The organism is Yoonia sp. JB2-21, from assembly GCF_055693545.1.
Genome location: NZ_JBVFUC010000001.1, coordinates 2,121,207 through 2,142,709 on the forward strand (window position 1 = coordinate 2,121,207; position 21,503 = coordinate 2,142,709).

A 21,503-nucleotide genomic window follows, 5' to 3' on the forward strand; every position below is an offset into this window, starting at 1 on the left:
GCCCCATAGCTAGCGTGACGACACAAAGAGGCCAGTGATGCGCGCAATTGAGATTTCCCGACCCGGTGGGCCAGAGGTGCTGACCCTTACGGACCGTCCGATGCCAGAGCCGGACAATGATCAGGTTGTGGTCAAAGTGGCCTATGCAGGTGTGAACCGCCCCGATGCCCTGCAACGTGCCGGGCTTTACAATCCGCCAAAAGGTGCCAGTGATCTGCCGGGTCTGGAAGCAGCGGGCGAGGTTGTGGCGTGTGGTGCTGGCGTTGCGAACCTCAAGCCCGGTGATCAGGTCTGCGCCCTACTGCCCGGCGGCGGCTACGCGGAGTATGTGACCACACCAGCCGCGCATTGCCTGCCCATTCCGGGTGCCCTGACATTGAAACAAGCGGCATGTTTGCCAGAGACATTCTTTACGGTGTGGTCGAATGTTTTCATGCGCGGGGGGTTGTCAGGCGGGCAACGGTTCTTGGTGCATGGGGGCAGTTCGGGCATTGGGACAACGGCGATCCAACTGGCGAAGGCCTTTGGCGCGCGAGTGTTCGCGACGGCTGGGTCTGATGACAAGTGCGCCGCCTGCGTTGCGTTGGGGGCAGAGGCCGCTTTCAACTACCGCGAAGATGATTTCGTTGAGAAGATGCAGGCGCTTGGCGGGGCCGATCTGATTCTTGATATGGTCGGTGGTCCGTATATTCAGCGCAATTTGAAGGCGTTGGCGGATGACGGAACGCTGGCCCAAATCGCATTTCTGCAAGGCCCGAAGGTGGACTTGAACCTTGTGCAGCTGATGACCCGGCGGCTAACGATCACCGGATCAACCCTGCGCCCACAGTCCGATCTGGCCAAAGCACGCATCGCGGATGAGTTGCGCACGCATGTCTGGCCATTGATCATGACAGGCAAGGTAACCCCGGTCATGGATCAGGAATTCACGCTGGAAGATGCCGCCGCCGCCCATGCGCGCATGGAAAGCAGCGCGCATATTGGGAAGATTGTGCTGAAGGTCGGTTAAGTGATTTAGCCGGTTGTTAGCAACCGATCTTCCCCGGGGTTCTGCGTTCGCACGTTTCGCCGGTCAGGGTGTCGCGGAAATATGCATCGCTCAGATCACCGTCAGGCGTCGGGTCAACAATTTCCAATCGCGACTTTTCAAGGCTCTCTTCCAGTGACCAAGAGCAGGCTGCTGCCATTGTTAAGGCCAGTACCGATATAATGATTTTCATAGTTCTTTCTACCTTATGTCCGCGCCTTCTCAAACGCGCTCCATGCCTCAAGCAGCTTGTCGAGATCAAAGTCCGGCTGTTTCGCTGGCTCAAGGATGATCTGCTCACCCGCCCACATTTTTTTAATTGCGGCCTTCAAGTTCGGGATCACTTCGGGTGGGATCACCAAACCACCATGCCTGTCCGCATGTACCAGATCGCCTTGGTTTACGGTCATCCCCATGACGTTCACCGGGGTGCCCAATTCGCGGACATGGACAAAAGCATGGCTGGGCCCGATGGACCCCGCCACCACAGGAAACCCATCCGCAAGATCGCCAAGGTCACGCATAACACCGTTGGTCAGCGCACCGTTCAGGCCCAGCCCTTTATGCACGTTCGTGTGCACCTCGCCCCACCATGCGCTGACGCAATGGGGGAAGTCGACGTCCTCAAGCACGGCAATTGCGGGTCGGGGGCCGCCTGCCATGTTGCGGAAATAGTCTAGGCGGCGCGCGCGGATCACATCGGGCGCTTCGGTCGGTGCCTCGCGTCCGGCGATTTTGGCAGTCCGCGCAAAGCCGACCATGGACTGGCCGGGGGCCGAGCATTGCATCGTGCCTTTGGTGTAGGCGTCGAACCCGCGTTTGCCTTGGGCCACTTCGATGGCGTTGCAAACCGTCGGCGTGTCGACCCGCTGCAGCAGGTCCAACAGATCGGCGGGGATTACTGGTTCAGCCATTGTGCCAAAGCCTCATTCGTTGCGTCGGGTTGTTCGAGTGTAGGTAAATGCCCTGCGCCTTTGATGATCGTCAGGGTCGATCCGGGGATCAGGTCGTGCATCAATTCGTGCCGATGGATCGGGCAGAGCGTGTCGTCTTCACCGCAAAGGATCAGCGTAGGGACTTTGACCCCGCGCAATGTCTCTTGCTGGTCAGGCCGCGATTGTAGCGCACGTGATTGGTTGATGAAGACGTCCGGTCCCAGTGTCGCTGACATCGCCATACACAGATCAAGGATCTGTCCCATACGCGGCCCGTCTGTCAGGTAATTCGGCTTCATCTCGTCGCGCATGACCGCGCGCAGATTGCCGGCACGCACCCTATCCATTTGCGGTTCACGGTTTTGCGCAACCGTGGGATGCTCCGCCTTGGGATTTGTGTCCAGCAACGCCAACCGGCTGATGCGTTCAGGGGCTTGGCGAAACACCTCCATCGCGACGATGCCGCCCATCGAAAGACCGGCCAGCGCAAAGCGGGGTGGCGCGGTATCAAGGATATCCTGCGCAAGTGCGGCAACCGTGTCATGGTCATTTATCGGCGCTGTCATCACCGCACGTTCATGGGAAAATGCGTCGATTTGCGGCCCATAAAGCCGGGCGTCGCACATCATGCCGGGCAGCAGGAGGAGCGGGTCTTTCACGGCTTGAATGGCTCCATACCTGCGCGTGCCAATTCATCGGCTTTTTCGTTTTCGGGGTGCCCGGCATGCCCTTTGACCCATTCCCATGTGACGTCATGGCGGGCGGCGGCCACATCAAGCCGCTTCCAAAGCTCTTCGTTCTTTACGGGCTTCTTGGCGGCTGTTTTCCAGCCGCGTGCCTTCCAGCCATGGATCCACTTGGTAATCCCGTCTTTGACATAGGAACTGTCGGTCACCACGGTCACATTTGTGGGCCGGTCCAGCGTTTCGAGCGCGGTGATCGCGGCCAGCAGTTCCATCCGGTTGTTGGTTGTTTCGGCCTCGCCGCCGCAAAGTTCGCGTTCCTTCAGAACCTTGTCACCGTCACGCGCGACCAACAGCGCACCCCAGCCACCGGGGCCGGGATTGCCTGAACAGGCGCCGTCTGTGTAGGCAAAAAGCTCAGGCATTGGCTTTTGTCCCGCGCATAATCACGAATGGGTCCATCGTGCCGGCCATGCCGCGTTCGACCCCCTCTTTGGTATAGGTCACCGTGAAACCAGCATCCGTGATAAGGTCCGCCAGTTCATCGACGGTCACATAGGTATAGCGCCGGTTGATGGCGTCGCGGTCTGTTCCTTCGCCCGTTTTCATGCCGATATGCAACGTACCGCCGGGCTGCATCGCCTGATGCAGCATTTGCAGATAGCGCGGTAAGTCTTCGCGATCTGCGTGCAGCAGACTGAAGTTCGCCCAGACACCTGCATAAGTCCCGTCGCCTGCAATATCGTCAAACGTGCCCAGCCGGGCATCTAGGCCGAATGTGTCTACGGCGATGTCGATCATGCCTTGGGACGCATCGACCGGATCAGGCACCAACCCCGCGTCACGCATGTGCGCCGAAGCCGTCCCCGGCCCGCACCCAAGGTCAAGCACGCGCCCACCCTTGGGCATAAGACTAATGAAGGATTGCAGGGTGCTGTCAGGCGCATCGGTGGCAACCAGATCAGCGTAATCCGCGGCCTTGGCGTTATAGGTTGCGATGGTTTCTTTGTCGGCCATCAGAACACCAACGGCAGGTAAGTGATAATCACGATGACAGTTAAAAGACCCCGCAGATGCATCCACCATGGTGGTGCAAGGCCCAATCGCCAGAAATGCCAGTCGAGCAAGAGAAGCCCAAGAAAGCCGACGATCAGATTGACCGCGGCTGCGGTCGGTCCGCCACCGGTCATAAAGAACGCCCAAAGCGCGGGGATGACCGATAGGATATAGCTAGCCGTCGCGATCTGGCCGGTCGCCTTGGTCGCAAACCCCCAAAGAACCCCGGACATGAACGACAGGATAACCGCACCGTAGAACAGTTGGACGTAGGGGCCGACAAAGCGGCCACCGACGTTCATTTGCCCCCACGCCCCCAGATCAGGCAGCAGGATCGTCACCGCACCCCAGACAAACGGGATCAGACCAGCAAGGCCAAGGATCAGGGCAGAGCGTGGGATGTCGCTCATGCTTTTTCAAACGCCAACCGCAGGCCAAGGGCGGCAAAGATGCCTGCAAACGACCGGCTGAGCCATTTCATTACGGTTTCGCTTTGCAGTAACCAGTCGCGCGCGAAGGCTGCAAAGACGCCGTATAGGACGAAAATCACAAAGGTCAGAGCCATGAAGATACCGCCGAGCAGCGCCATCTCAGCCGTGGCCGTTGAAGGGTTTCCTGACAGGAATGGTGGCAAGAGTGCCAGAAAGAAGATTGACAGCTTCGGGTTTAGAATGTTGATCAGCGCACCGCGCCGCGCGATTTTGAAAGCGGCTTGTGGTGTCGCGTCAGGGCGGATAGCCAAGGCCCCGTCTGCTTTCAGCGCTTGCCACGCGAGGTATAGCAGATAAGCAACGCCCGCGAATTTCACGATCTGGAAGAGCACCGCGCTGGTATGCAGCAATGCTGCAAGGCCCAACGTCGCTGCTGCCAAATGCGGGACAATCCCCAATGTACACCCGGCCGCTGCGGCGATGGCCGCGCGTCGTCCTTGCCCGAGACCGAGGGCGAGTGTGTAAATGACGCCCGTGCCGGGTGCGATGCAGACGATGATGGCGGTGAGCAAGAATTGCAGGCTGATCATTAGGCAGGTTCCCGCAAGACGCGTGGCACTTTGAATTCCACATTTTCCTCGGCGGTTACGACCATTTCGATTGTGGTGTCGAACCGGTCTTTGAACGCGTCGATGACTTCGGTGATCAGCACTTCGGGTGCAGAGGCCCCGGCCGTGATGCCCATTGAAGTGATCCCCTCTAACGCGCGCCAGTCGATATCGGTCGCCCGCTGCACCAGCTGCGCATATTCGCAGCCCGCCCGCGCGCCCACTTCGACGAGACGTTTGGAGTTTGACGAGTTTGGCGCCCCTACGACCAGCATTGCATCGCATTTCGGGGCCATTGCCTTGACCGCTTCTTGCCGGTTGGTCGTGGCGTAGCAGATGTCTTCCTTGTGGGGGCCAACGATCTTGGGAAAACGATCATGAAGGGCTGTTACGATATCTGCGGTATCATCAACCGAAAGCGTCGTCTGGGTCACGAACGCCAGCTTGTTAGGGTCGCGTACAGTGACCTTTGCAACATCGTCGACAGTTTCAACCAACAGCACTTCGCCGTCGGGCAGTTGGCCCATCGTTCCCACCGTTTCTGGGTGGCCTTCATGGCCGATCATGATCATTTGCAGGCCATTGTCGGCATGCCGCTGGGCTTCGATATGGACTTTGCTCACCAGTGGGCAGGTGGCGTCCACAAAAACCATCTCGCGTTTCGCGGCGGCGGCGGGCACTGATTTCGGCACGCCATGGGCGGAAAATATCACTGGGCGATCGTCGGGGCAGTCATCCAGTTCTTCAACAAAGACCGCGCCTTTGTGGCGCAACGTATCAACGACGAATTTATTATGTACGATTTCATGGCGCACATAGACGGGCGCGCCCCATTTTTCCAACGCCATTTCAACAATCTTGATCGCGCGGTCCACGCCCGCGCAGAACCCGCGTGGTGCGGCAAGATAAAGTGTCAGAGGTGATTTTGTCATCTTATGCTCCGGTTCCAGGACCAGAGGTAAGGGTTTGATGCGAACAGGTCCAGCACCAGATGCCGCGACCTATTGGAGCGCATCAGCCGCGCTCCAATAGAAAATGGCTTTAGGTTTCTTGCGTGACTTCTTCTTCAACCGAAATTTCGCGTGGTTCACGTGTCGGGCGACCGACAACATCACGCAACTCATCCAGCTCGATAAAGTTGTCTGCCTGGCGCCGCAGTTCGTCCGCGATCATTGGTGGTTGGCTGCGAGATCGTTGAAACGACAGAGACGCGCACGCCTTTGCGTTGCAGTGCTTCGACCAACGGACGGAAATCACCGTCACCGGAAAACAACACAACATGATCCACATGCGGGGCAAGTTCCATCGCATCGACCGCAAGTTCGATGTCCATGTTTCCCTTGACCTTACGCCGGCCCATGCTGTCCGTGTATTCTTTGGCCGGTTTGGTCACCATCGTGAAACCATTGTAGTTCAACCAATCCACGAGTGGGCGGATCGGGGAATATTCGTCATTTTCGAGAAGTGCGGTGTAGTAGAATGCCCGCAACATTTTGCCGCGACGCATAAATTCTTGCCGCAGCAATTTATAATCGATGTCAAAACCGAGCGACTTCGCCGCTGCATAAAGATTTGATCCATCGATGAAGAGCGCCAATCGCTCATCCCGATAAAACATGGGGTGGTCCTTCCAAATATAGACCTTGCGCGTCGTTTATCCGTGAGTGTTATGGTTCGCGCAAAGATTACACTTATCTAATGTATTACAGATTTGAGGCAAGCCATCATAATGCGCGAAATAAGCCAGTTAACGCTGATAACCCTTGGTAGTAACGAAAAATCAGTTTGGGGTGACGCTAGGGAAACTGTCCAAAAGGCGATGTCCGCTGTTGCGCAAATGTCCGACAAAGCTGCCAAATTCAGCCGATTGTTTGCGACGCCGGCATTTCCGGCAGGGGCCGGGCCGGATTTTGTGAACGCTGGAATGGCCATCTTCACAAAGCTGTCAGGGCCGGAGTTGCTGGACCATTTACATCAAATCGAAGCCTCGGCCGGTCGAAAACGCGCCAAGCGCTGGGGACAGCGCACCCTTGATATTGATCTGATCGGGATGGGCCCCGAAGTGTACCCTGATCCGGCAGAACATGCCCGCTGGCGCAACCTATCGTTGGATGCGCAAACACAGATGACCCCCGCTGAATTGATCCTGCCGCACCCGCGATTGCAGGATCGGGCGTTTGTGCTGGTGCCACTGTGCGATGTGGCGCCCGACTGGGTGCACCCGCTACTAGACCGATCGGTTGCGCAGATGTGTGCCGCATTGCCAGCAGAGGCGCGATCCGAGGTACGGGCTTTGGACGAAAAAGACCCGTCCTAGAAAACGCATGCGCAACGCTTGAAGCCCTTGTCAACTTCGCCCGAAGCCTCTAAGTAAGCGGCTTCCAAAGTCCCTCTTGCTCGACTGGAGTACGCCCATGGCCCGCGTCACCGTAGAAGATTGCGTCGATAAAGTTCCGAACCGGTTTGAACTGGTGATGCTTGCGGCACATCGTGCCCGTGAAATCTCGGCTGGTGGTCCGATCACGGTGAACCGCGACAACGACAAAAACCCTGTCGTTTCCTTGCGCGAGATTGCGGAAGAAACACAGCAGGCCGCTGATCTGCGCGAGCGCATGATCGAAGCGAACCAGACACAGATTGAAGTTGATGAACCAGAAGAGGACAGCATGTCCTTGTTGATGGGTGCAGAGACCGACAAACCTGCCGAAGACGATATGTCAGAAGAGAAGCTGTTGCGCGCATTGATGGATGCGCAAGGGCAGCGCTAAGGCCGCCTTACCGGCCTGCCAGAGATAGGCGCGGGACCAGATGACGACTGCTGATGATCTGATCGCACTGGTCCGCACCTACAACCCGAATTCAAATCAGGTCCTACTGCGTGATGCTTACGGCTTTGGTGCAGAGATGCACGATGGCCAGTTTCGTCATTCCGGTGAGCCGTATTTCACCCACCCTGTTGCCGTTGCCGGTATTTTGGCCGAGCAGCAGATGGATGATGCCACCCTTGTCACGGCCCTGCTGCATGACACCATTGAGGATACAAAAGCGTCTTTTTCCGAGGTCGAGAAACGTTTTGGCCGTGAGATTGCCGAGTTGGTTGATGGTGTCACCAAACTGACCAACTTGCAGCTAACCTCGACGCAGACCAAACAGGCAGAGAATTTTCGCAAGTTGTTTATGGCGACGTCCCGTGATTTGCGGGTAACGCTGGTCAAGCTTGCGGACCGTTTGCACAACATGCGCACGATCAAATCCATGCGCCCCGAGAAGCAGGCACAAAAGGCCCGCGAAACGATGGACATTTTTGCACCGCTGGCTGGGCGCATGGGGATGCAATGGATGCGCGAAGAGTTGGAGGATTTATCCTTCCGCGTCTTGAACCCCGAAGGTCGCAACTCGATCATTCGCCGCTTTATTACCTTGCAGCGCGAAACCGGTGATGTCGTCCAAAAGATCACGGCAGACATGCGGGTGGAATTGGAAAAGGCCAGTATCGTCGCCGACGTCGTCGGCCGTGCCAAGAAACCCTATTCTATCTGGCGCAAGATGCAGGAAAAGGAACAGGGGTTCAGCCGCCTGTCCGACATCTATGGCTTCCGCATTATCGTGGCGACAGAGGCTGATTGCTATCGTGTGCTGGGTGCGATCCATCAAAGATGGTTGGCGGTGCCGGGACGGTTTAAGGATTATATCAGTCAGCCAAAGTCAAATGGCTATCGCTCAATCCATACCACGGTTTCGGGTCGCGATGGTAAGCAGGTTGAGGTCCAAATCAGGACCCGCGAGATGCACGAGGTAGCCGAGACTGGCGTTGCGGCGCATTGGTCGTACAAGAACGGTGAACGCGTCGAAAACCGCTTTGCGGTTGATCCGGTCCATTGGATATCTTCGCTGACCGAACGTCTGGATGATGATCAGGATCACGATGAATTCCTCGAAGCTGTGAAGCTTGAGATGTATCTTGATCAGGTGTTTTGCTTCACCCCGAAAGGTGACGTGATCAAACTGCCCCGTGGGGCAACGCCGATTGATTTCGCCTATGCGATCCACACCCGGATTGGGTCTGCCTGTGTGGGGGCCAAGGTGGACGGCTTGCGCGTGCCGCTGTGGACCCGTTTGAAGAATGGGCAATCTGTGGATGTGATTACGGCTGAGGGACAGACACCGCAGGCCACATGGATTGATATCGCCGTGACGGGACGCGCCAAAACGGCGATCCGCCGGTCTTTACGCGAAGAAGACCGTGAACGATTTGTGCGGTTGGGCCGCGAGCTCGCGCGCGTTGCATTCGAAAATGTTGGTAAGAAAAGTACGGAGAAAGCGCTGAAGACCGCAGCCAAAGCGCTGGCGATTGAGAATGTTGAAGAGATGCTGGCCCGCCTTGGCAGCGCTGAGTTGACAGGGCGTGCGGTTGTCACAGCGATCTACCCCGAGCTTGAGCATGCCCAGGGCGATGAGATTGATCAGGGCCGTGCCGTTGTTGGGCTTGCCGCCGATCAGGTGCAACAACGCGGGGCCTGCTGTCAGCCGGTGCCGGGAGAGCGTATTTTGGGGATCACCTTTCGCGGGCAGGGCGTCGTCGTGCATGCGATTGATTGCGAAGCACTGGCCGATTACGAGGACCAGCCCGAACGCTGGATTGATCTGCATTGGCAGGAAGGCACCCATGGTGCGGTCAATACCGTCACTTTTGACGCCACGATTGCCAACGACTCAGGGGTGCTTGGCCGCATTTGTACATTGATTGGTGAACAGAACGCCAATATTTCTGACCTCAAGTTCATTGACCGGAAACCGGACTATTTTAGGTTACTGATAGACGTGGATTTGCGCGATGCTGAGCATTTGCATCGTGTGCAAACCGCGTTAGAGGCAGAAAGCAACGTGTCGACGATCTCGCGGCACAAAGATCCGGGGCTTGCGGCCTTGGGTGCGGGCACACCCCGCAGAGAAGGATGACGGTCTTTGGTATTCAAACGCAGGGATAGACGCGCGGTCTGGCAGATCGTGCTGGATTTCTTCTATCCTCGTGGTGGTTGGACCCGTGCCTTTGAGTATGTCAAACACCGTGTCCGCCGCCTGCCAGACACGCCTGAGAAAATCAGCCGCGGCATCTGGGCGGGTGTGTTTATCTGTTTCACCCCGCTTTTTGGTCTGCATTTCGTTTTTGGCGCAATCATCGCACGACTGATCCGTGGCAATATCCTTGCCGCACTGATGGCCACGTTCTTTGGCAACCCACTGACGTTTCCCCCGATTGGATTTTTGTCGATCAGTCTGGGATCGTGGATGCTTGGCCTGCCATCGGAACGCAATGATCGGCTGGGTGAAAAGTTCGCCGCGGCCAGCTATGATTTGTGGAACAACATCGTGGCGATCTTCACACCTGACCGGATTAATTGGCGTGGGCTGCAGGTCTTTTATGATGATGTATTCTTTCCGTATCTTATCGGGGGGATCATCCCGGGGCTGATCACGGCGACGATTGCCTATTATATCGCGCTGCCTTTGATCGCCGCTTATCAAAAACGTCGGAAAAAGGCGCTGCTGGCAAAGCTTGACCAGTTGAAGAAAAAGACATCACCTAGTCGAGACGTTGCCGATTAAGTCGAAGGAATTGAGCCGATGACACATAAACTGCGCCTTGGGGTGAACATTGACCATGTGGCAACTGTTCGGAATGCCCGTGGTGGGGCTGTGCCTGACCCGGTGCGCGCTGCCGTGATGGCCGAAGAGGCGGGCGCTGACGGGATCACCGCGCATTTGCGCGAAGATCGTCGCCATATCTCGGACGCTGATATCGAAGGGCTGATGGCCGCAATGAAGGGCCCGCTGAATTTTGAAATGGCCGCGACGCAAGAAATGCAGCAGATCGCACTGCGTCATAAGCCACATGCCGTTTGCATCGTGCCTGAAAAGCGCGAAGAGCGCACTACAGAAGGCGGGCTAGAGGTCGCGCGCGAGGAGAATTCGCTTGCCCACTACATCGCCCCTCTGCGTGATGCAGGATGCCGCGTTTCCATTTTCATCGCCGCAGACCAGCGCCAGATTGAAGCGGCCCACCGGATCGGTGCCGAGGTGATCGAGCTGCACACCGGTGCCTATTGTGACGCACATGCCGAGGGGCGGTTTGACGAACGCGACGCAGAACTGCGCAAGCTGACCGATATGGCCGCTTTCGCCGATGATCTGGGGTTGGAAGTCCACGCCGGTCACGGGCTGACCTATGATTGTGTCTCGCCCGTTGCCGCGCTCCCGCAGGTTATGGAACTCAACATCGGGCATTTCATTATCGGCGAGGCGATCTTTCGCGGCCTGACCCCGGCCATAGCAGAAATGCGCCGGATCATGGACGAGGCGCGCGCATGATCAAACATATCGTTCTGCTGGATCTGCCAGCCGACTATGACCGTAGCGAACTCGCCGCGATCATGGCGGGGCTGAGCGAACTGCGGGGAAAAATCGCGGGCTTTACCCATTTCGCACATGGCCCCAATCTTGATTTTGAGGGGATGTCGCAGAACTTCGCTTACGGTTTTATCTGCAGCTTTGCGAATGAAGACACCTCGCGCGCTTACATCGTTGATCCCGATCATGGGGCGTTGGGTCAAAGGCTCGTCACGCTTTGCAATGGTGGCGCTGATGGCATCACCGTTGTTGATATGGCGCTGACCGCATGATCCTTGGTATCGGTACAGATCTGGCAAACATCGAACGGATTGCCGCAACGTTGGAGCGTTTCGGCGACCGCTTTCGCAACCGCGTGTTCACGGACGTTGAGCAAGGTAAAGCAGAACGCCGCAAAGATGTGGCCGGAACATATGCAAAACGCTGGGCCGCAAAAGAGGCCTGTTCCAAGGCGCTGGGCACCGGCCTGCGCATGGGCATTTCGTGGAAAGACATGGCCGTGTCGAACCTGCGTACCGGGCAACCGGTGATGGCGGTCACGGGCTGGGCCAAGGAACGGCTTGATCAAATGACGCCCGAAGGCCACGAAGCCATCATTCACGTGACTTTGACCGATGATCACCCTTGGGCGCAGGCCTTTGTTGTCATCGAGGCGCGGCCCATCGCTTGACAGCACAGGCCTGCACCCTCATGTAGCCTCAAACCTAGCGCAAGGATCTGGCAATGGCCGAGAAAGCCGAAAAAACAGGATTTATCCCCTGGTTGACCGAGACAGTGAAGACGGTGTTTTGGGCGCTGATCATTGCCGGGATATTCCGCACGATTTTCTTTCAGCCGTTCTGGATTCCGACAGGGTCAATGAAGGACACGTTGCTGATTGGCGATTTCCTGTTCGTCAACAAGATGGCCTATGGTTATTCCTATGCGTCCTGCCCATCGATCCGTATTCCGCAGGTTGGGATTGATCTGGGGGCTGATGATTTTTGTGGTTTCCTTGAGGACCGCGAAGAGCGCATTTTTGGCGCAGATCCTGAACGTGGTGATATTGTTGTGTTTCGTCATCCCGTCGATGGGCGGGACTTTATCAAACGCCTGATTGGCGTGCCCGGCGACCGTGTTCAGATGATCGACGGATTGCTGCATATCAATGACGCGCCTGTGACAGTTGAAGCTGCGGGAACATTTAGCGAAATCATGGAACCGCAGGGGCCGCTGGGTGTGCGACCGCAATGTGCCAATGGTGCGGTTGGTTTTGGGGCAAGCTGCGAAAAACCCCGGTTCATTGAGACACTACCGAACGGCGTCAGCCATGCGATCTTGGATATTGGCAATCGCAGATCAGACAATACGGGTGTCTTCACTGTCCCGGAGGGTCAATTTTTCTTTATGGGCGACAATCGCGATAATTCGACCGACAGCCGTTTTCTTCAGGCGTCCGGCGGCGTGGGATTTGTTGAACGTAAAGATATCGTAGGCCGGGCTGATCGTGTGATGTTCTCATCTGCGGGTCGTTCAATGCTGGCGTTCTGGACCTGGCGCTCCGACCGTTTCTTTAAGGCGCTCGATTGAAGCTCTCAGCCGAACTGACTGCCTTTTCCCAAAGGCTGGGGCATGACTTTGCCAAGCCCGAGATCCTGATCCGCGCTGTCACCCATTCCTCGATTGTCAGCCCGCACCGTGATGACAATCAACGGTTGGAATTTCTGGGTGACCGGGTTCTTGGTCTTGTGATGGCAGAGGCGTTGCTGAAAGCGGACCCGTCCGCCCCCGAAGGCCTGCTTGCCCCGCGCTATAATGCAATGGTGCGCCGTGAGGCCTGCGCTGATGTGGCCCGCCAGATTGATCTTGGTGCTGTGCTGAAGCTGGGCCGGTCCGAGATGAAATCCGGTGGCCGCCGCAAAGAAGCATTGCTTGCTGACGCGATGGAAGCGGTGATCGCCGCGATCTATCAGGATAGTGGTTTTGATGCTGCGCGCGCTGTGGTGTTGCGGTTGTGGGGTGATCGCATTCACAATGTTGCGGCGGATGCCCGGGACGCGAAGACTGCTTTGCAGGAATGGGCGCAGGCACGGGGCGAGGTTCCGCCGCAGTACGTCGAGGTGGCGCGCAGTGGACCAGACCATCAGCCTGTGTTTACCATTGAGGCCCGTTTGGCCTCGGGTCCGTCCGAACAAGCGACGGCGGGTTCCAAGCGGCAGGCCGAACAGGCCGCGGCAAGCTCTCTTTTAAAGAAAGTCGATACATGACTGACGTCCCAACCAAAGCTGGATTTGTTGCCCTGATCGGTGAGCCGAATGCCGGGAAGTCGACGCTGCTGAACCGCATGGTCGGCGCGAAGGTTTCTATCGTGACCCATAAGGTGCAGACGACCCGCGCGCGTATTCGTGGTGTTGCGATGGCAGAGAATGCACAGCTGATCTTTGTCGACACGCCCGGCCTTTTTAAACCGCGCAGGCGTCTGGACCGTGCCATGGTCGCCGCTGCGTGGGGAGGGGCCGCAGATGCAGATGTTGTCGTTCTGATGATCGAGGCCCATCGTGGCGTCACCGACGGCGTCAAGGCGATCTTGGAAACACTCAGTGAGCGTGCGGGCAAATCGCCCGTCGCCTTGGCCATCAACAAGATCGACAAGGTAAAGTCAGAGGTTCTGTTGGCACTGACCAAAGAGATGAACGACGTCTATCCATTCGCCGAAACCTTCATGATCTCGGCAGAGCGGGGACACGGCTGCGATGCTTTGCGGGACTGGTTGATCACACAGGTGCCGGAAGGTCCGTACCTTTATCCCGAAGACCAGATTGCCGATCTGCCGTTGCGCATGATTGCTGCCGAAATGACGCGTGAAAAGCTGACGCTGCGGTTGCATCAGGAACTGCCCTATGAACTCACCGTGGAAACCGAGAGCTGGGAAGAACGTGATGATGGATCGGCCCGCATTGATCAGCTGATCTATGTTGCCCGCGATGGGCATAAGGGGATCGTGCTGGGCAAAGGCGGCGAGACGGTCAAGGCGATCAGCCAAGCCTCGCGGTTAGAGTTGGAAGAATTCCTTGGGCGCCGGGTGCATCTGTTTGTGAAGGTCAAGGTCCGGCCAAATTGGTTGGAAGAGTCCGAGCGCTATTCGGAGATGGGCCTTGATTTTAAAGACGGTAACGCTTGAAACTGACTGCAGATATATGGGTTGCGGCCTATCTGACCCGCCTGCGCCTGATCGAAATACCTGCCTTTGTCGTGCACCGCGGTGACAATACCGCCGGTGCCGTCCTGATCAAGCTGAATACGTTGGACGGACAGGCCTGTTGTTATCAGCGGAGCTTTGATCTGCTGACAGGGGAACGCAAATGGATGATCTTGGTTGAGGGTGCCGAGGTGGATGTTGATGCGTCCATTACCAAACAACGCGGGTTTGACCCTGATCTTTGGGTGATCGAGGTCGAGGACAAAGAGGGCCGTCATTTGCTGGACGAACCGGGGCTCGATTAACTTTTTGCCTCCGGCCCTTGCAACAGGCACGATCCCTTGCAACTGACGCGCATCCGGTCTGTTATGTACCCCATGTGGCGGTCACTCCAAAATGATTGAATGGCAGGACGAAGGGGCGCTTTTGGCCAGCCGTCCTTTTGGTGAAACATCGGTCATCATCGAGGTGTTCAGCGCGGCGCATGGCCGTCATGCAGGGGTGGTGCGCGGTGGCACCAGCCGCAAGGTGGCCCCGATCCTGCAACCCGGCGCACAGCTTTCGGTGACATGGAAGGCGCGGCTGGATAGTCATTTGGGTAGTTTCTCCGTTGAGCCGATCAGAAGCCGTGCAGCGGCGGCGATGGGTGACAGACTTGCCCTTGCGGGGCTTAATGCGGTGTGCAGTCTGTTGGCCTTTGTCCTGCCGGAACGCGAAGCGCACCCGGATCTGTATGAGCGCACGATTGCTTTGCTTGATCTGCTGGGCCATTCCGATGTCTGGCCTTTGGCCTATCTGCGCTGGGAACAGGCGCTGCTGGAAGACATGGGTTTTGCCCTTGATCTGAGCGCTTGTGCGGTGCGCGGTGTGAACGAGGAGCTGATCTATGTCTCCCCAAAATCCGGTCGTGCGGTCAGCCGTCAAGCAGCGGGTGAATGGGCCGACAGGATGTTGCCCTTGCCAGAGGTGCTGGCAGGCAAGGGTGATGCGTCAAATACGGAAATCGCCAAAGCTCTGGGCACAACGGGGTATTTTATCGAAAACCGTTTGGTCAAAAGCCTGGGCGACAGACCGATGCCCGTCGCACGCGCACGATTGATCGACGCGATTGCGCGCGCTGGTTAGACCAATTTGTTGTCGATCAGATAGGCAGCGGACGACACTGCCGCCTTTTGGGCCTGTCGCATACCGCGCCCAAAGATCGCTGTCGCGCGGGTATTGTCGGTCTTATCGATACGTCCAAGCCCCGGCACGATGGATTTGATCGCAGGATCGAAAAGGCCCAGCAGCTTAATCACGACATCCGGTGCCACCCGTGTCGGGATTTTCCGATCCGGGTAGGCTGTCTTGATCGCTTGCGCGAGTTCCTGAAAGGTCACGAACCGATCAACAACCATGACGCGCTGACCTGCGGTGTCGGACCGTTCCATCGCTGCAACATGCATCTCTGCGACGTCCTGCACATCTACTGTTGAGAAGCCGATATTTGGCAGCATCGGATCTTTGCCGCGTATCAGCCGTGCGATGACCGCGATGGATGTTCCGAATTTGTCGTCGAGCGGTGCCCCCAGCACAAATCCTGGATTTATCGTCGTCAGCTGCATGTCCGGTGCTTTGTCTCGCACAAAATCCCAAGCAGCCCGTTCTGCCAAGGTCTTGGACCTTGTGTATGGGCTGGCGGCGGGATCTGTCGGATCCGTCCAGTTGGTTTCATCAAAAGCGGCATCACCGGGCGGCAGGTTGGACCCGCTGATCGCTGCGGTGGACGAGGTCAGAATGACGCGCGCCACGCCTGCCTTTTGCGCTGCGCGAAGCGCCCGTAGTGCGCCATCAACCGCCGGGCGGATCAGGTCGTCTTCGTTTTTGGGCTGGGTCATGGGGAAAGGTGATGCCGTGTGCATGACGACATCAACGCCAGCCATAGCGTATTCCCAACCGTCGTCTTTGGTCAGGTCGATTGCGACAAACGTCAAACGCGCTTCAAGGTTGCTCGCGGTGCGCAAGTGCGGCCGAACTGCATCGGCCACTTCCGCGCCGCGTGATAAGTCCCGCACGGTTCCGCGCACATGATGCCCCGCTTCCAGCAGTTGCAACGCGATGTGTTTGGCGATGTAGCCCGTGGCCCCGGTCAGTAGGACGGTCTTTGGCATGGGGTGCTCCTGCTAGGTTCTCTTTGGACCTAGCAGGCCAAATACCAAATGCAACTTAGTCGAGCAGACGTCGCGCGATCACTTGCGCCTGAATTTCGGCGGCACCCTCAAAGATGTTCAGGATACGCGCATCGCATAGGATGCGGCTGACCTTGTATTCCAGCGCAAACCCATTGCCGCCGTGGATTTGCAATGCGTTATCTGCGCACGCCCAAGCGATCCGCGCACCCAGCAGCTTGGCCATCCCCGCCTCTAGGTCGCAACGGCGATCGTTGTCTTTTTCATGCGCGCTGAAATAGGTCAGTTGGCGGGCGACCATGATTTCCACCGCCATCATCGCAAGCTTGCCGGCCACACGGGGGAAGTCGATCAGCGATTTGCCGAACTGCTTGCGGTCTTGGGCATATTGCATCCCCACATCCAGCGCAGATTGCGCAACACCAACCGCACGGGCGGCGGTTTGGATACGCGCGCTCTCAAATGTTTGCATCAGTTGCTTGAACCCTTTGCCGGTTTCGCCACCAAGCAGATTCTCGCCCTTGATTGCAAAACCATCAAACGCCAGTTCGTATTCTTTCATCCCGCGATAGCCTAAAACCTCGATCTCCCCGCCAGTCATGCCGGGGGTGGGGAAGGGGTTCTCTTCGGTGCCGGGCGTTTTCTCAGCGAGGAACATCGACAGGCCGCGATAATCCGTTGTGTCGGGGTCGGTCCGGGCCAGCATCGTCATGATGTGCGTGCGGGTCGCGTGGGTGATCCAGGTTTTGTTGCCCGTGACTTCCCAATCGTCGCCTTTCTTGACGGCGCGGGTGCGCAAGCTGCCAAGGTCGGAACCTGTGTTTGGTTCGGTGAACACGGCCGTTGGCAGGACTTCAGCAGAGGCCAGACCGGGCAGCCATTTTTGTTTTTGCTCCTCGGTCCCGCCGCAGAGGATCAGTTCTGCGGCAATCTCGGACCGTGTGCCAAGGGAGCCAACACCGATATAACCGCGCGACAGTTCTTCGGACACCACACACATGGACGCTTTGGACAGGCCAAAGCCGCCGTATTCTTCGGGGATCGTTAGGCCAAAGACACCCAGTTCGGCCATCTCGTCGATGATTTCCAGCGGGATCAACTCATCCTTGAGGTGCCAGTCATGGGCGTCGGGTTCCACGCGTTCAATGCTGAAGCGGCGGAACTGTTCGCGGATCATTTCCAGTTCTTCGTCCAGACCGGACGCGCCAACAGTGATGTTCGCAGATTGCTCTTGCATGAGCTCGCACAGGCGCATGCGGGCGGCTTGCGTGTTGCCGGACTGCGTCAGCGTCATCACGGCAGGCTGCATCAGGGCGCGCATATCATCTTGGGTCAGGCCGATATCTTGCAGGCGCATAATTTCGCCCTGGCTCATCGGGATGCCGCCATAGATCTGCCAGAGGTATTCGCCGAAAGCGATCTGGTGGATCAACTGTTCCACTTCGCCAAACTTGCCATCGGCGTCCAAACGCGCCGCCCAGTCCTGCATTTGGTGCAGCGATTGGGCGTAGGTTGCAAGCCAGGCAAAGCCGTGTGCGGCGGTCTGGTTTTCCTCGATCAATTTGCCAGAGACACGCGCGCCATCGGTCACAGTCGCGCGTACCGCATCTTTTGCACGGGCAAGGACATCGTCGACCGCAGGCAAAGACGCGGCAGTAAGCGCCAGCAGATCAGCCAGAACAGGGGTTTGGTTCAACGTCATATCCTGACCATCATGCGCCATTTCGCGACTCCTATCAATTTGCAGGTGCAGAGATAAGTTGTTTGCAAGTGCAGCGCAATAAATATTCGTGTGAATATCGTATGGCGCACAAAAGTGTCGCATCGAAATATTGACTGGCATGCGCGCGTCAATGGCGTAAGACAAGATATGCCAGAGTTTTCACCCCTCGTTACCCCTGCGATTTTCGCCTTTGCCATCGCGGTGACATTGCTGGGTGGCTTTGTGAAAGGCGCTGTCGGTTTTGCCATGCCACTGATCATGATTTCCGGGATGGGGATATTGATCCCGCCGGAACTGGTTGTTGCGGGGATTGTCATCCCGATCGTGATTGCCAACGGGTTGCAGGTGGCGCGATCGGGCCTTGGGAACGCGCAGGCCGCGTTGAAAGAGCATTGGCGCTATACGCTGGTGGTCTGTGTGATGATTCTTGTGGCGGCCCAATTCGTGCGAAGCATCCCAAGCAACCTCATGTTTGTGGTTCTGGGCGTGCCTGTTGTCGCATTGTGCGTCATTCAATTGATCGGCTGGCGGCCACAGATCACACCGCGTTGGCGGCGCCCGTTTGAGTGGGGCGCAGGGACGCTTGCCGGCACGTTGGGTGGCTTGGCAGGCACATGGGGCCCGCCCACCGTGCTATACCTGCTGGCCCTGAACACCCCGCGCGCGCAGCAGATGTCGGTGCAGGGTGTGATCTATGGGCTGGGCTCTGTGATGCTGCTGGTTGGGCATTTGCAGTCCGGCATCCTGAATGCGCAGACATGGACGTTCTCAGCCGCACTTGTTGTGCCTGCCTTGCTTGGCATGTGGTTGGGGTTTCGGTTGGGCGACCGCTTTGATCAAGAACGTTTTCGCAAGGTAACCCTGTGGGTGCTGATTATCGCAGGTGTCAATCTGATCCGGCGCGGTGTGATGGGTTAGGACAGCAAGTCTTCGTAGTTGCAGACACTTGCAAGTTCCGGCAGCACCCGCGGATCAACTACTTCGAAACTGACCGCGAAGAGCTGCGCGCCATCTGAAAATGCGGTCATCGTCCAGCTGCCACGGACCAATTCATATCTGTGATCGAACGAGTAAAACGTCAAAGACGGATTGCTTCCGTTGATCCTTGTCTGAAACTGCTGTTGCGTGGCGCCGGTTGGTCCCATCGGGGGATGGGTGACAACCATTGTGACGGCTCCGATCCCTTGGGTCGCTAGTGACTGCGATTTGATCCCAAACCCAAGACCCATCACCGCCGGAACCTGATGCCCGCGCGTGGCAAAAGGGGGCTCGTCCAAAATGATATTAGTTGTGCCTGCCAGTGTATCGGGCGCGGGCGCAGTCGCCATGTCATCTGGGGGGCAAATCAACCCCGCTTCGATCGACAAGATCAGATCTGACTTCGTGATTTCAGCGCGCGCAGAATGCGGCATGCAGAGACAGATAAGAAAGAGCGCACGGTAGACCATGCGCTCTATATTAGTGGTTCTTGCGATCAACTAAACCCAAATCTCGATCACGATGTCGGTGATGGGCATTTACCCGATGGCTGCCGCTTTCACATCGTCGTCAATGAAAGGGACATATTTTTCAAAGTTATCGGAGAACATCGTCACCAGCTTTTCGGCCTGCGCGTCGTAACCCGCCTTGTCGGCCCACGTATCGCGCGGGTTCAACAAGCCATCATCGACGCCATCTACTGAAACGGGGACTTCGAAACCAAAATGTGGGTCCTTGCGGAATGTGCTTTCGATCAATGTGCCGTCCAAAGCAGCGGACAGCAGCGCACGTGTTGCCTTGATCGGCATCCGCGACCCAGTGCCATAGGCGCCGCCTGTCCAGCCAGTGTTGACCAGCCAGCAAGTTGCACCGTGGCTTGCGATTTTGGTGCGCAGCAGGTTGCCATAGACCTCCGGCCGTCGCGGCATGAAGGGTGCGCCAAAGCAGGTGCTGAACGTGGGTTCTGGTTCAGTCACCCCACGTTCTGTGCCGGCCACCTTAGAGGTAAAGCCAGACAGGAAGTGATACATTGCCTGCGCCGGTGTCAGGCGGGCAATGGGTGGAAGCACACCAAAGGCATCGCAGGTCAGCATGATGATGTTCTTGGGGTGCCCGCCCAGCGCGCTGTCCGACGCGTTTGAGATGTAGTTGAGCGGGTATGCGCAACGCATGTTCGCGGTCAGACTGTCGTCTTCGAAGTCCAGTTCCAGCGTTTCAGGATCGAAGACCATATTCTCGATCACGGTGTGCGGCATTTCGCAGGTCGCGTAAATTTCCGGCTCCGCCTCTGGGTCCAGCCCAATGGTCTTGGCATAGCAACCGCCTTCGAAGTTGAAGGTGCCGCGATCAGACCAGCCATGTTCGTCGTCGCCGATCAACACGCGGGTTGGGTCAGCGGACAATGTGGTTTTACCTGTGCCGGACAGACCAAAGAAGACCGCCGTATCAACCGGGTTGCCCGGCGCGTGATTGGCCGAACAGTGCATCGGCATGATGCCCTTTTCAGGCAACAGGTAGTTGAGCAGCGTGAAGACGGACTTCTTGTTCTCGCCCGCGTACTCGGTCCCGCCAATCAGGATCAGTTTCTTCTCAAAATTCATGGCGATCACGGTTTCGGACCGGCAGCCATGCTTGGCAGGGTCCGCTTTGAAGGTCGGGCAGTTGATCACCGTGAAATCGGGTGTGAACGTCTCAAGCTCAGACGCATCCGGCCGGCGCAGCATGTGACGGATGAACAAGCCGTGCCATGTCAGCTCGGTCACGACGCGGACATCCAGACGATGCGCAGGGTCAGCGCCACCAAACAGGTCTTGGACGTTATATGTTCCGCCTTTCATATGCGCCAGCATATCTGTGTAAAGCACATCGAAATGTGCGGGCTCCATCGGCGGGTTGTTGTCCCACCAGATCGTATCGACGACATCGTCGGTTTTGACGACAAATTTGTCTTTCGGCGACCGGCCCGTGTGCTTGCCGGTCGAGACGAGGAAGGTGCCGCCCTTGCCTGTCACACCCTCACCGGCTGCGACAGCGGCATCATGCAGTTCAGCCTCAGAGCGGTTGTAATAGACATAACCCAGCCCTGTGATGCCTTGATCCTCAAGTTTCATCGATGGGTTGACCGTACCGTGGTCCATGGGTTCGCTCCTTTTTGAAGTGGCCGTCGTGGCCGGCGATAACCTTCCATAACACCAAGCTTTCAAGGGCCGATACCCCAGTAACCCGTAGTTAGCGCAACCATTTTCATGTTAGCGCAACCAACATGCCGTATGGTGAAACGAGCGCTCCGAATTTCGGGCAAGCTGAC

The 21,503-nt window shown here is 57.3% G+C and carries 26 protein-coding genes and 1 pseudogene; 14 read left to right on the top strand and 13 right to left on the bottom strand.

From position 1 onward, the window contains the following. Positions 1 to 37 precede the first annotated feature (37 nt). Positions 38 to 1,009, top strand: a complete 972-nt coding sequence (locus tag ACZ1G5_RS10540; RefSeq protein ID WP_472732793.1) for an NAD(P)H-quinone oxidoreductase — start codon at positions 38 to 40, stop codon at positions 1,007 to 1,009. A 16-nt stretch (positions 1,010 to 1,025) separates the two neighbouring features. On the opposite strand, the gene ACZ1G5_RS10545 is transcribed toward ACZ1G5_RS10540, so the two are convergent. The 9 genes and pseudogenes from ACZ1G5_RS10545 to ACZ1G5_RS10585 form a co-directional block, all read right to left on the bottom strand. Beyond that, the gene (locus ACZ1G5_RS10545; RefSeq protein ID WP_472732794.1) at positions 1,026 to 1,220 is read right to left on the bottom strand and encodes a hypothetical protein; all 195 of its coding nucleotides are present in this window, start codon (positions 1,218 to 1,220) and stop codon (positions 1,026 to 1,028) included. 13 nt (positions 1,221 to 1,233) lie between these two features. Beyond that, positions 1,234 to 1,941 carry an RraA family protein gene (locus tag ACZ1G5_RS10550; protein ID WP_472732795.1) on the bottom strand — a complete coding sequence of 236 codons (708 nt, stop codon included), beginning with the start codon at positions 1,939 to 1,941 and terminating at the stop codon, positions 1,234 to 1,236. Then, positions 1,926 to 2,621 (bottom strand): alpha/beta fold hydrolase, encoded by a 696-nt coding sequence (locus ACZ1G5_RS10555; RefSeq protein ID WP_472732796.1) that lies wholly within the window; start codon positions 2,619 to 2,621, stop codon positions 1,926 to 1,928. Before ACZ1G5_RS10555 ends, ACZ1G5_RS10550 begins: the two co-directional genes overlap by 16 nt. Further along, a complete protein-coding gene (rnhA, locus tag ACZ1G5_RS10560; RefSeq protein WP_472732797.1) occupies positions 2,618 to 3,070 on the bottom strand; it encodes a ribonuclease HI in 453 nt (150 codons plus the stop codon). Before rnhA ends, ACZ1G5_RS10555 begins: the two co-directional genes overlap by 4 nt. Beyond that, positions 3,063 to 3,662, bottom strand: a complete 600-nt coding sequence (locus tag ACZ1G5_RS10565; protein WP_472732798.1) for a class I SAM-dependent DNA methyltransferase — start codon at positions 3,660 to 3,662, stop codon at positions 3,063 to 3,065. Before ACZ1G5_RS10565 ends, rnhA begins: the two co-directional genes overlap by 8 nt. After that, the gene (locus ACZ1G5_RS10570) at positions 3,662 to 4,111 is read right to left on the bottom strand and encodes a DUF3429 domain-containing protein (protein ID WP_472732799.1); all 450 of its coding nucleotides are present in this window, start codon (positions 4,109 to 4,111) and stop codon (positions 3,662 to 3,664) included. Before ACZ1G5_RS10570 ends, ACZ1G5_RS10565 begins: the two co-directional genes overlap by 1 nt. After that, a complete protein-coding gene (locus ACZ1G5_RS10575; protein WP_472732800.1) occupies positions 4,108 to 4,722 on the bottom strand; it encodes a LysE family translocator in 615 nt (204 codons plus the stop codon). Before ACZ1G5_RS10575 ends, ACZ1G5_RS10570 begins: the two co-directional genes overlap by 4 nt. Further along, a complete protein-coding gene (gene ispH, locus ACZ1G5_RS10580; RefSeq protein ID WP_472732801.1) occupies positions 4,722 to 5,672 on the bottom strand; it encodes a 4-hydroxy-3-methylbut-2-enyl diphosphate reductase in 951 nt (316 codons plus the stop codon). The genes ACZ1G5_RS10575 and ispH overlap by 1 nt, the downstream gene beginning before the upstream one ends. 109 nt (positions 5,673 to 5,781) lie before the next feature. Next, a pseudogene (locus tag ACZ1G5_RS10585) lies at positions 5,782 to 6,358 on the bottom strand (LabA-like NYN domain-containing protein). 111 nt (positions 6,359 to 6,469) lie between these two features. On the opposite strand from ACZ1G5_RS10585, the gene folK reads away from it, so the two are divergent. The 12 genes from folK (at position 6,470) to recO (ending at position 15,451) form a co-directional block, all read left to right on the top strand. After that, a complete protein-coding gene (gene folK, locus ACZ1G5_RS10590) occupies positions 6,470 to 7,057 on the top strand; it encodes a 2-amino-4-hydroxy-6-hydroxymethyldihydropteridine diphosphokinase (RefSeq protein WP_472732802.1) in 588 nt (195 codons plus the stop codon). 97 nt (positions 7,058 to 7,154) lie between these two features. Continuing rightward, complete coding sequence (gene rpoZ, locus ACZ1G5_RS10595; RefSeq protein ID WP_247228206.1) at positions 7,155 to 7,508, top strand: DNA-directed RNA polymerase subunit omega; 354 nt, start codon at positions 7,155 to 7,157, stop codon at positions 7,506 to 7,508. 40 nt (positions 7,509 to 7,548) lie between these two features. Next, positions 7,549 to 9,699: a RelA/SpoT family protein gene (locus ACZ1G5_RS10600; protein WP_472732803.1), complete on the top strand. Its 2,151-nt coding sequence runs from the start codon at positions 7,549 to 7,551 to the stop codon at positions 9,697 to 9,699. A 6-nt stretch (positions 9,700 to 9,705) separates the two neighbouring features. Beyond that, entirely contained in the window at positions 9,706 to 10,347 is a 642-nt protein-coding gene (locus ACZ1G5_RS10605) for a DUF2062 domain-containing protein (RefSeq protein WP_472732804.1), read from the top strand. An 18-nt stretch (positions 10,348 to 10,365) separates the two neighbouring features. After that, complete coding sequence (locus tag ACZ1G5_RS10610; RefSeq protein WP_472732805.1) at positions 10,366 to 11,109, top strand: pyridoxine 5'-phosphate synthase; 744 nt, start codon at positions 10,366 to 10,368, stop codon at positions 11,107 to 11,109. Then, positions 11,106 to 11,420, top strand: coding sequence for a Dabb family protein (locus ACZ1G5_RS10615; protein ID WP_472732806.1), 315 nt, complete (start codon positions 11,106 to 11,108; stop codon positions 11,418 to 11,420). Before ACZ1G5_RS10610 ends, ACZ1G5_RS10615 begins: the two co-directional genes overlap by 4 nt. After that, complete coding sequence (gene acpS, locus ACZ1G5_RS10620) at positions 11,417 to 11,818, top strand: holo-ACP synthase (protein WP_472732807.1); 402 nt, start codon at positions 11,417 to 11,419, stop codon at positions 11,816 to 11,818. Before ACZ1G5_RS10615 ends, acpS begins: the two co-directional genes overlap by 4 nt. Positions 11,819 to 11,871: 53 nt before the next feature. Continuing rightward, positions 11,872 to 12,717 (top strand): signal peptidase I, encoded by an 846-nt coding sequence (lepB, locus tag ACZ1G5_RS10625; protein WP_472732808.1) that lies wholly within the window; start codon positions 11,872 to 11,874, stop codon positions 12,715 to 12,717. After that, positions 12,714 to 13,394 (top strand): ribonuclease III, encoded by a 681-nt coding sequence (gene rnc, locus ACZ1G5_RS10630; RefSeq protein WP_472732809.1) that lies wholly within the window; start codon positions 12,714 to 12,716, stop codon positions 13,392 to 13,394. The genes lepB and rnc overlap by 4 nt, the downstream gene beginning before the upstream one ends. Further along, positions 13,391 to 14,308 carry a GTPase Era gene (gene era, locus ACZ1G5_RS10635; protein ID WP_472732810.1) on the top strand — a complete coding sequence of 306 codons (918 nt, stop codon included), beginning with the start codon at positions 13,391 to 13,393 and terminating at the stop codon, positions 14,306 to 14,308. Before rnc ends, era begins: the two co-directional genes overlap by 4 nt. Continuing rightward, a complete protein-coding gene (locus tag ACZ1G5_RS10640; RefSeq protein WP_472732811.1) occupies positions 14,305 to 14,631 on the top strand; it encodes a DUF1491 family protein in 327 nt (108 codons plus the stop codon). The genes era and ACZ1G5_RS10640 overlap by 4 nt, the downstream gene beginning before the upstream one ends. Before the next feature lie 91 nt (positions 14,632 to 14,722). Then, positions 14,723 to 15,451 carry a DNA repair protein RecO gene (gene recO / locus ACZ1G5_RS10645; protein WP_472732812.1) on the top strand — a complete coding sequence of 243 codons (729 nt, stop codon included), beginning with the start codon at positions 14,723 to 14,725 and terminating at the stop codon, positions 15,449 to 15,451. On the opposite strand, the gene ACZ1G5_RS10650 is transcribed toward recO, so the two are convergent. Both ACZ1G5_RS10650 and ACZ1G5_RS10655 read right to left on the bottom strand, forming a co-directional pair. Continuing rightward, positions 15,448 to 16,476, bottom strand: coding sequence for an SDR family oxidoreductase (locus tag ACZ1G5_RS10650; protein ID WP_472732813.1), 1,029 nt, complete (start codon positions 16,474 to 16,476; stop codon positions 15,448 to 15,450). The genes recO and ACZ1G5_RS10650 overlap by 4 nt on opposite strands. 55 nt (positions 16,477 to 16,531) lie before the next feature. Then, positions 16,532 to 18,217: an acyl-CoA dehydrogenase family protein gene (locus tag ACZ1G5_RS10655; RefSeq protein WP_472732814.1), complete on the bottom strand. Its 1,686-nt coding sequence runs from the start codon at positions 18,215 to 18,217 to the stop codon at positions 16,532 to 16,534. Positions 18,218 to 18,364: 147 nt separating this feature from the next. Here ACZ1G5_RS10655 and ACZ1G5_RS10660 point away from each other — a divergent pair, with 147 nt between their 5' ends. Beyond that, complete coding sequence (locus ACZ1G5_RS10660; RefSeq protein WP_472732815.1) at positions 18,365 to 19,135, top strand: sulfite exporter TauE/SafE family protein; 771 nt, start codon at positions 18,365 to 18,367, stop codon at positions 19,133 to 19,135. Here ACZ1G5_RS10660 and ACZ1G5_RS10665 read toward each other — a convergent pair. Both ACZ1G5_RS10665 and ACZ1G5_RS10670 read right to left on the bottom strand, forming a co-directional pair. Then, complete coding sequence (locus tag ACZ1G5_RS10665) at positions 19,132 to 19,629, bottom strand: DUF3859 domain-containing protein (RefSeq protein WP_472732816.1); 498 nt, start codon at positions 19,627 to 19,629, stop codon at positions 19,132 to 19,134. The genes ACZ1G5_RS10660 and ACZ1G5_RS10665 overlap by 4 nt on opposite strands. 105 nt (positions 19,630 to 19,734) lie before the next feature. Beyond that, positions 19,735 to 21,333, bottom strand: a complete 1,599-nt coding sequence (locus ACZ1G5_RS10670) for a phosphoenolpyruvate carboxykinase (RefSeq protein ID WP_472732817.1) — start codon at positions 21,331 to 21,333, stop codon at positions 19,735 to 19,737. Between the last annotated feature and the right edge of the window lie 170 nt (positions 21,334 to 21,503).